This window comes from Novosphingobium sp. 11B, assembly GCF_054589055.1.
In genome coordinates, this window is sequence record NZ_BAAILP010000015.1 from 1 (window position 1) to 8,976 (window position 8,976).

General features: G+C 65.6%; 11 protein-coding genes. 9 read left to right on the forward strand and 2 right to left on the reverse strand.

The window, feature by feature from the left end; genetic code table 11:
* The first annotated feature begins 172 nt into the window (after positions 1-172).
* The 6 genes from ACYPYD_RS01430 (at position 173) to ACYPYD_RS01455 (ending at position 4,608) form a co-directional block, all read left to right on the forward strand.
* Positions 173-1,885 carry a M28 family metallopeptidase gene (locus ACYPYD_RS01430; RefSeq protein WP_459661809.1) on the forward strand — a complete coding sequence of 571 codons (1,713 nt, stop codon included), beginning with the start codon at positions 173-175 and terminating at the stop codon, positions 1,883-1,885.
* A complete protein-coding gene (locus ACYPYD_RS01435) occupies positions 1,870-2,862 on the forward strand; it encodes an agmatine deiminase family protein (protein ID WP_459661810.1) in 993 nt (330 codons plus the stop codon). Before ACYPYD_RS01430 ends, ACYPYD_RS01435 begins: the two co-directional genes overlap by 16 nt.
* Before the next feature lie 49 nt (positions 2,863-2,911).
* On the forward strand, positions 2,912-3,037 hold the full coding sequence (locus ACYPYD_RS01440; protein WP_256434585.1) for a hypothetical protein: 126 nt from the start codon (positions 2,912-2,914) through the stop codon (positions 3,035-3,037).
* 195 nt (positions 3,038-3,232) lie between these two features.
* Positions 3,233-3,463 (forward strand): hypothetical protein, encoded by a 231-nt coding sequence (locus ACYPYD_RS01445; protein ID WP_051586844.1) that lies wholly within the window; start codon positions 3,233-3,235, stop codon positions 3,461-3,463.
* Between the two features lie 22 nt (positions 3,464-3,485).
* Positions 3,486-4,373, forward strand: a complete 888-nt coding sequence (locus ACYPYD_RS01450) for a bestrophin family protein (protein ID WP_036525784.1) — start codon at positions 3,486-3,488, stop codon at positions 4,371-4,373.
* Between the two features lie 10 nt (positions 4,374-4,383).
* The gene (locus tag ACYPYD_RS01455) at positions 4,384-4,608 is read left to right on the forward strand and encodes a hypothetical protein (protein ID WP_459661811.1); all 225 of its coding nucleotides are present in this window, start codon (positions 4,384-4,386) and stop codon (positions 4,606-4,608) included.
* A 232-nt stretch (positions 4,609-4,840) separates the two neighbouring features.
* Here ACYPYD_RS01455 and ACYPYD_RS01460 read toward each other — a convergent pair whose 3' ends face one another.
* Together ACYPYD_RS01460 and thrS are read right to left on the reverse strand one after the other, a co-directional pair.
* A complete protein-coding gene (locus ACYPYD_RS01460; protein ID WP_069708529.1) occupies positions 4,841-5,518 on the reverse strand; it encodes a spermidine synthase in 678 nt (225 codons plus the stop codon).
* Complete coding sequence (gene thrS, locus ACYPYD_RS01465; protein ID WP_271183619.1) at positions 5,515-7,509, reverse strand: threonine--tRNA ligase; 1,995 nt, start codon at positions 7,507-7,509, stop codon at positions 5,515-5,517. The genes ACYPYD_RS01460 and thrS overlap by 4 nt, the downstream gene beginning before the upstream one ends.
* Before the next feature lie 404 nt (positions 7,510-7,913).
* Here thrS and ACYPYD_RS01470 point away from each other — a divergent pair, with 404 nt between their 5' ends.
* The 3 genes from ACYPYD_RS01470 to ACYPYD_RS01480 are packed head-to-tail and all read left to right on the forward strand — an operon-like array spanning position 7,914 to position 8,886.
* Entirely contained in the window at positions 7,914-8,498 is a 585-nt protein-coding gene (locus tag ACYPYD_RS01470; protein WP_036525791.1) for a hypothetical protein, read from the forward strand.
* Positions 8,495-8,689 carry a helix-turn-helix transcriptional regulator gene (locus tag ACYPYD_RS01475; protein ID WP_036525793.1) on the forward strand — a complete coding sequence of 65 codons (195 nt, stop codon included), beginning with the start codon at positions 8,495-8,497 and terminating at the stop codon, positions 8,687-8,689. Before ACYPYD_RS01470 ends, ACYPYD_RS01475 begins: the two co-directional genes overlap by 4 nt.
* Positions 8,690-8,733: 44 nt before the next feature.
* Entirely contained in the window at positions 8,734-8,886 is a 153-nt protein-coding gene (locus ACYPYD_RS01480; RefSeq protein ID WP_155986255.1) for a hypothetical protein, read from the forward strand.
* Positions 8,887-8,976 lie beyond the last annotated feature (90 nt).

Here is an 8,976-nt window from a genome sequence, read left to right on the forward strand (position 1 = left end):
TGATCCGGGACCGCTGGCTGTCTTTAGGTGAGGCCTTGCGTCGGGGCGTTCGAACGCGATGTGGGCCGCTCACGGCCAGCGGTCCCGGATCAAGTCCGGGACGACGTCGGCGCATACTTGCCCCCACCCGCGCCGTCTGGCACCTGTGCGCCCGTTCGTCTGGAGGTCCCCCATGAAGCCTTACCTGCCGCTCGTCGCGTTGGCCGCGCTTGGCGTTTCGCTCGCCGCTTCGGCCCAACCCTTGCCCAAAGGCACCGCGCTGAAGCCGCCCGCCGATGCAGGCGCGCAGCCGGACGTGCCGGTGGACCTGATGAAGGCCGTCACCAAGCGCCTCTCCGCCGACGACTTCGAGGGCCGCGCGCCGAGCACCGCGATCGAGCCGAAGGTGCTCGACTACATCGTCGCCCAGTTCAAGGCGGCGGGCCTGCAGCCGGGCAACAAGGGCCAGTGGCTCCAGCCGGTGCCGACCGTGGAGATCACCGCGAGCGACTACACGCCGCTCAAGGTTTCCGGCGCGGCGGCGTCGCTCTCGTTCAGGCCGGGCGACGACTATGTCGCCGCGAGCTACCGGGTGACGCCGAAGTCGCAGGTGCAGGACAGCGAACTGGTCTTCGTCGGCTACGGCATCAATGCGCCCGAACTCGGCTGGAACGACTATGCCGGGCTGGACATGAAGGGCAAGACGGCGGTGATCCTCGTCAACGACCCGGACTATGCGATGGAAGGCGAGCAGGGCATCTTCAAGGGCCGCCGCATGACCTACTACGGCCGCTGGACCTACAAGTTCGAGGAAGCCGCGCGGCAGGGCGCGACCGCCGCGCTGATCGTGCATGACACGTTCCCGGCGGCTTACGGCTGGAACGTCGTCAACTCCAGCTGGACCGGCGCGCAGTATTCGGTGCAGACGCCGAACGACGCGATGGACCAGACGGTCGCCAACGGCTGGATCCAGAAGCCCGTGGCCGAGGCGATTCTCAAAGCTTCGGGCAAGGACCTCGCAGCGCTGACGAAAGCGGCGCAGACCAAGGGCTTCAGGCCGGTCCCGCTCGGTCTCAAGGTCAGCTTCGGGTTCGACAATGCCATCCGCCGCTCGACGTCCAACAACGTCGTCGGCGTGCTGCCGGGCAAGTCGCGGCCGGACGAGGTCGTGCTCTATTCGGCGCACTGGGACCACCTCGGCCACTGCACGCCGCAGGGAGGCAAGCCGAACGACGACATCTGCAACGGCGCGGTCGACAATGCCGACGGCGTCGCGGCGCTCACCGCCATCGCGAAGATGAATGCCGAGACCGGGCCTGCCGAGCGCAGCCAGGTCTTCGTGGCACTGACGCTGGAGGAATCGGGGCTGCTTGGCTCCGAGTTCTACGGCGCCAACCCGATCTATCCGCTCGACCACACCGTCGGCGGAGTGAACATGGATGCGCTGCTGCCTGCGGGCCGCGCGAAGTCCTACACCCAGACCGGCGGCGACAAGTCCGAGCTGGGCGACCTCTACCTCGCTGCGCTGAAGGCGCGCGGTCTGAATGACGTGCCTGAGGATCACCCGGAGCGCGGCGGCTACTACCGCTCCGACCACTTCAGCCTCGCCAAGCGCGGCGTGCCGATGTTCAACGTCGAGCGCAGCGGCGACCTCATGAACGGCGGCACGGCGGCGGGCGAGAAGGCCGCGCAGGACTACACCGACAACCGCTACCACGCCCCGGCCGACGAATACTCGGAAAACTGGGACTGGAGCGGCATCACCCAGGACGTCGAACTGTTCTACGACCTCGGCCGCACGCTGGCGGACGGCACGATGTGGCCGAACTGGCGTGCGGGCGACGAATTCCGCGCGATCCGCGATAAGGACTGCGCCGCTGCAACCAAGGGATGCAATACCAAGTGACTTTCACTCTTCCCCCCGAATGGGCCGCGCAGGACTGGCTGTGGATCGGTTTTCCGCATGATCCGGTCGAGTGGCCCGGCTTCCTCGAACGCGCGCAGGAGCAGATGGCGGATTTCGCCAGCGCCGTCGCCGAGAGCGGGCAGGACGTGCGCCTGATCGTGCGCGACGAGGTCAACCGTGCCCGCGCGTCGGAACTGGTGTCGGGTAAGGTCACGCTGGAAACCCGGCGCTACGGTGACGTCTGGCTGCGGGATACCGGGCCGCTTGTCACCGTGGACGCCCATGGCAACCGCAAGGGCATGCGCTTCGGCTTCAACGGCTGGGGTGGCAAGTACCTGATGGACGGCGATCAGGAGATCGGCGAGGAACTGGCGCGCGATGCCGGTCTCGACGTCGAGATGGCCGACTGGATTCTCGAAGGCGGGGCGATCGATGGCGACGGCACCGGGCTGGTGGCGGTGACCGAGCAGGTCTTCCTCAACCCAAACCGCAACCCGCACCTCACCCGTGCCGACCTCGACATGCGGCTGCAACGGGATCTCGGTTACGAACGTGTGTTGTGGCTGGGCGACGGCCTCATCAACGACCATACCGACGGTCACGTCGACAACCTCGCCCGTTTCGTTGCGCCGAACCTGCTGGCGGTGCCGCGCGCGACCGGCAAGGACGATCCCAACGCCGCGATCTATGCTGACGCGAAGGCGCGGGCCGAGGCCATGGGCGTCAAGGTTGCCGAGGTCCCTTCGCCGGGCCGGGTTGAGACCGATGGCCGGGTGGAGCCCGCCAGCTACATGAACTTCGCGATCACCTCGAAGCTGGTGGTCGTGCCGATCTACGGCACCGAACATGACGAGGAGGGCGTCGCCGCCATCGCCGCGCTGTTCCCGGACCGCGACACTCTGGGCGTCATGGCCGATGCGGTGCTGGCGGGCGGCGGTTCGTTCCATTGCTCCAGCCAGCAGATGCCGTCGGTCTGAGACGTTGCCTTAACGCTTTGGAAACCACTGCGCGTGCATAGTCGCGCGCATGGCTCGCATCGTCGCTCTCGCGCAGGTTCATCGTCCCGTCATCGGGAGCGAATGGTTGCGCCCGCTGATCGTGGGCGGCTGCGCATTGGCGCTCATCCTCGCGCGCGACGCACTGCCCTTCTGAGCGCCATGCCGTTCATCGGCCGGCAATCTTTTCAAACAAATTCAACGTTTCGTGACAGAGCGTGGCTGCGTCTTGTCTCGCTTGTTGCACTGCACACCTAGATATTGCGTTGCAGCAAAGTTTTGTCGCATTGGGATGATGCAATCGAAATCGGGCGTCCCCAATCTTTAAGGCGACCCTTTGATGGAGATGACAATGCGCAACATGACTGACGCCGACCGCGCCCGCGTGCGCGAATCGTTCATCGGCAACGGCCTGCTTTTTCTGTTCGGCTGCGGCGTTCTGGCCTTTCTGGTCGCCGTGGACCGTGTAGACTGGTTCTCGATCCGGCCCGCCACCGGAACTTCGATCGCGATGGCCCGTTCGACCGAGGGTGCTCCCAAGGTCGGCCCCGCCGCTGCCGAGCCCGTGAGCCCGAAACCGTGACAACGGAGCCTGCCAGGACCCAATGATCGTCGCCAAGATACCGAGTTCCACCCGCGTCATCCAGGAGATCTGGAAGCCGCTGACGCTGCTCTTCGTGTGGGACGTGATCGTCACGATCACCTATTACATACTCCCGTTCAAGGCGCCGGAGCTGCCGATCACGCTGTTCGGCTCGGCGCTGGCGCTGTTCCTCGGCTTTCGCAGCAACTCGGCCTACCAGCGCTGGTGGGAAGGGCGCGGGCTGTGGGGCCTGATGATCAACGCCAGCCGCAACATCGCGCGTGCGGCCCGCAACTTCATGCCCGACCCCGAGGCGTCGGAGCTGAAGCGGGAGATCGTCTATCGCCAGATCGCCTACGTCAACGCGCTGCGCTGCCAGCTCCGCCGTCTGCCGCAGGACGAGGAAGTCCTTCGCGTATTTCCCGGTGACGAGAAGGACCCCGCATTCAGCCGCGTCAACGTCGCCAACGGCATTCTCGACGGCACCGGCCGCCGCATCGACCAAGCCCGCCGCAAGGGCTGGATCGACACCATCCAGCAGACGCAGATGGAGGCGGTCCTCGTCGATATTGCCAACTCGCAGGGCGGCATGGAGCGGCTCAAGAACACGCCGTTGCCGTTCCAGTACCGCTTCATCCCCGAAGTGTTCACCCACCTGTTCTGCGTCCTCCTGCCGATCGGGCTGGTCGAGACGCTGCAGTTCGCGACGCCGCTGGGCTCGACGATCGCAGGGCTGATGTTCCTCGCGGTGCTGGCGATCGGTGACGATCTCGTCGACCCCTTCGCCAACGACGTCCACGACCTGCCGCTCAATTCCATGTGCCGCACGATCGAGATCGACCTGCTGCAGGCGATCGGCGAGCCAGCGCCCGCACCCGTCCAGCCTGACAAGCACGGGGTGCTGTGGTAATCTTGGGGGTATGAAGCTCTACAAGGATCGTCAGGTCACCATTGCCACGTTGCGCTTCGGCAAGGTCTTCAGCGCGGAAGCCAGAGCGGATTTCAGTCCGGTCGGGCTTCTGGCTGTCGGGGCGATGGTTACCGGGATATTGCTCGGCAGTGCGGTGATCGTGGCGGTTTCGAAGGGCTCGAAGAAGAAAGCAGGGGAGCATCGCCCCCCTGCACCCCCGTTACCGTCGAGCTGATTGCGGGCAGCGGCGCCGCACGCTCATTGTGAGGCTATCACCTCGATATTGCGAGCGTAGCGAAGCAATCTAGCGCGGTATGAAACTGCCCTGGATTGCTTCGCTACGCTCGCAATGACGAACTTGAGGTGATGCGCCGCAGGCCATTATTAAGGCTGCAGTCCATACGAAACGCTACTGCGCGCGCTACGACGACAGTTCAGGGGTCTGGGGCAATGGCCCCAGACTTCCCTTATTCGCTCTTGGACGCAAACCAGATCACGTGCTTCGGCCCCTTGCCGTTGCTGCGCGCATGAACCTTCACTTCGTCCACCGCGAACCTCGCCCGCTCGATGCGGCGGGTGAAGGAAGGATCGGCACCGGCCGACCAGATCGCCAGCACGCCGTCCGGGGTCAGCGCCCCGTAAGCCTCGCGCAGGCCGACCTTGGAATAGATGACGTTGTTGTCCTCGCGGACCAGCCCATCGGGGCCGTTGTCGACGTCGAGCAGGATCGCATCGTAGTCGCCGTGGCCGTCGACGATGGCTTGCGCGACGTCGCCCATCACCAGGTTGACGCGCGGGTCTTCGAGGCAGTCCCCGGTCAGGTGCGCCATCGGGCCCCGCGCCCACTGGATGATCTCGGGCACCAGTTCGACGACGGTGATCTTCGCATCGGCGGGCAGAACCCGAAGCGCGGCGCGCAGGGTGAAGCCCATGCCGTAGCCGCCGATCAGGAAGTGCGGGCGCTTGGAAGAGCCCTTGATCCGATCGTAGGCCATCGTCGCAAGGGCCTCTTCCGAGCCCCACTTGCGCGTGCTCATCAGCTCGTTGTGGCCGATGACGATCATGAAATCCTTGTCGTGGCGGAACAGCTCAAGCTTCTCGCCGTCCGGAATCCATGCACTGTCGAGGAGTTCGCGCTGGATCATGCCTTCAGATCCGGCGCGGTCGCCTCTGCCGTCAGCAGGGCGATGGCTTCATCGAGGGTCATGACCTTCTGGTGCTCGGCGCCGAGCGTGCGCAGGGCGACGGTGCCTTCCTCCGCCTCGCGCTTGCCGACGACGACGAGGTGCGGGACCTTCTTGAGCGAGTGTTCGCGCACCTTGTAGTTGATCTTCTCGTTGCGCACGTCGGTTTCGACGCGCACGCCCGCCGCCTTCAGCTTGGCGGCGACTTCGGCGGCATAGCCGTCGGCGTCCGAAACGATCGTCGTCACCACGGCCTGAACCGGGGCCAGCCACACCGGCAGCTTGCCCGCGAAGTGCTCGATCAGGATGCCGATGAAGCGCTCGTACGAACCGAAGATCGCGCGGTGCAGCATGACCGGGCGGTGTTTCTCGCCGTCTTCGCCGATGTAGTGCGCGTCGAGGCGCTCGGGCAGCATGCGGTCGGACTGGATCGTGCCGACCTGCCAGGTGCGGCCGATCGCGTCGGTCAGGTGCCATTCCAGCTTGGGCGCATAGAACGCGCCTTCGCCGGGCAGTTCCTCCCAGCCGTATTCCTCGGTGGCGAGACCGGCACGCACCACGGCGTCGCGCAGTTCGGCCTCGGCCTTGTCCCACTGCTCGTCGGTGCCGATGCGGTTGTCCGGGCGCAGTGCCAGCTTGATCGCGTAAGTGAAGCCGAAGTCGCGGTAGACCCGGTCCGCCATCTCGCAGAACGCCTGCACTTCGCCGACGATCTGGTCTTCGCGGCAGAAGATGTGGCCGTCGTCCTGCGTGAACTGGCGCACGCGCATCAGGCCGTGGAGCGCGCCGTGCGGCTCGTTGCGGTGGCAGCAGCCGTTCTCGACGATGCGCAGCGGCAGGTCGCGATAGGACTTGATGCCCTGCTTGAAGATCAGGACGTGCGCCGGGCAGTTCATCGGCTTGAGCGCCATCCACTGCGCGTCGTCCGAGATGATCGGGCCGTCGTCCTCGGTGTTGGGCACTTCGTCGGGGATGACGAACATGTTCTCGCGGTACTTGCCCCAGTGGCCGGACTGCTCCCACTGGCGCGCGTCCATGACCTGCGGCGTCTTCACTTCCTTGCAGCCCGCGTCGTTGACGGCGCGGCGCATGTAGTCTTCGAGCGCGCGATAGATCACGTAGCCCTTGGGGTGCCAGAACACCGAGCCGTGCGCTTCGTGCTGGAGGTGGAACAGGTCCATCTCGTTACCGAGCTTGCGGTGGTCGCGCTTGGCGGCTTCTTCGAGGCGCGTCAGGTGCTCGGCCAACTGCTTCTTGTTGAGCCAGCCGGTGCCGTAGATGCGCGAAAGCATCGCGTTGTTCTGGTCGCCGCGCCAGTAGGCGCCCGATACGCGCGTCAGCTTGAAGGCGGCGGGGTCCAGCTTGCCGGTCGAGGGCAGGTGCGGACCGCGGCACATGTCGAGCCAGTCGTCGCCCGACCAGTAGACCGTCAGCGGCTCGTCGCCGGGGAGTTCGGCGGCCCATTCGGCCTTGAAGCTCTCGCCCTGCTGCTTCCAGCGGCTGATGAGCTGTTCGCGGTCCCACACTTCGCGGCGCAGCGGCTTGTTGGCGGCGATGATCTTGCGCATCTCCGCCTCGATCGCGGGCAGGTCTTCATCCGTGAACGGGCGCTCTGCCGGGGCGAAGTCGTAGTAGAAGCCGTCGTTCGTCGAAGGGCCGAAGGTGATCTGCGTGCCGGGGAACAGCGCCTGCACCGCTTCGGCAAGGACGTGCGCGAAGTCGTGGCGGGCGAGGTCCAGCGCTTCGGCCTCGTCGCGGCTGGTGACGAGGGCAAGGCTGGCGTCGCCGGTGAAGGGGCGCGACAGATCGACCAGCTCGCCGTCGATCTTCGCGGCGAGGGCGGCCTTGGCGAGACCCGGGCCGATGGCGGCGGCGACGTCGGCCGGGGTCGAGCCTTGCGGCATCTCGCGCACGGAACCGTCGGGCAGGCTGATCTTGAACATTTCGGACATGGACGAACTCATTCTCTCGTTTGCCCCATGCCATACCAGAGCATGTGGGCGGAAAACCTTTGGGGGCGCCATGGCACAGGCGCGCCTCCGGGTGAAGGTGCGGCGTCGGCTGAAATGGCTCTATTTCGGAAACGAGAGACGCCAATCTCGCCCGAAATCCGGGCGACGGCGGTTCGCGTGCTCAGCCTGCGACCAACCGTGCCCGGACGAGCCGGGTAGTCTGGGTCGTGGTCGGGGTGGTGCGCAACAGCATGAGCGCGATGTAGCGATTCGGGCGCGGAAAGCCAAGCGTGGTCCCGGGATCACCCGATGACGACGAGGTTACTTTCCATAATGTCAATGCTGCTTGACTTATGTTGACTCGGATGACAAATACCCTTTACACATAAGCAAGGAGGCTTGTCATGACGGACCAAACCCTGTCGCGCGGACCCGCTTGGTTCTGGGGCGGCGCGTTCTTCGTGGGCATGTTCGGAACCGGGTTCGCCGCGCGTGCGCTGGATCTGGGGTCGATTCCCTCGGCGCTGGTGATGATCCCACCGATGCTGCTACTGATTCCGCTGGTCCGCGCCTCCGAGAAGGCACAGGCAGAGTGCGGAGCGCTGTCTCCCGCAACGCGGCGCTACAATCGCCGGGGCCTGATCTGGGCGTTCGGTTATGTGATCTTCCTGTTCGTGGCCGTCTTCGGGGCCAAGTCGGGCGCATCCGGGCCTCTGCTCTGGCTGCTGGCGCTGCTGCCGGCGCTGCCGATCTTCTTCATGCTGTGGACGATGGCGCGCTATCTGGTGGAGGAGACCGACGAGTATCTTCGCCTGCGTGTCATCAACGCGGCTCTCTGGGCCACCGGGCTGCTGCTGGCGGTGGCGACCGTCTGGGGCTTCCTCGAGACGTTCGAACTGGTCCCCCACGTTCCCGGCTGGGCCGCCGTGCCGGTGTGGGCGGTGGGACTGGGCGCCAGTTCCATCGTCAATCGCTGGAGGGAGGCGTGAAGAACCGCCTCAAGGTCCTGCGCGCCGAGCGCGGCTGGAGCCAGCAGGATCTGGCCGAGCGGCTGGAAGTCTCGCGCCAGAGCGTCAACGCGATCGAGACGGGGCGCTACGATCCCTCGCTGCCGCTGGCCTTTCGCATCGCCGACCTCTTTGGTATGACGATCGAAGAGATATTCCAGAGGGGCGAGTGATGGCTGGCGGGCCGTTGAAGCGAAGGCGTGGGGCACGGGTCGGCGTGGCGGTAGCGATCGCGGCGGCTGTCGCGGTGTCGCTGGGACTGTTCCAGTCCGCCGCCGAACCTGCCCGGCCGCGTGAGGAGACCGGTTTCGGCACGATCCGTGCCGATGGCAAGGTGATCCTGCGGGTCGTGGCGCCGATCCTTTACTGAGCGGTGCTTTCTGCGCGGGGGGCTTCGACAAGCTCAGCCTGAGCGGGAATAGGGGTATTTCTAAAATCCGCTCAGGCTGAGCTTGTCGAA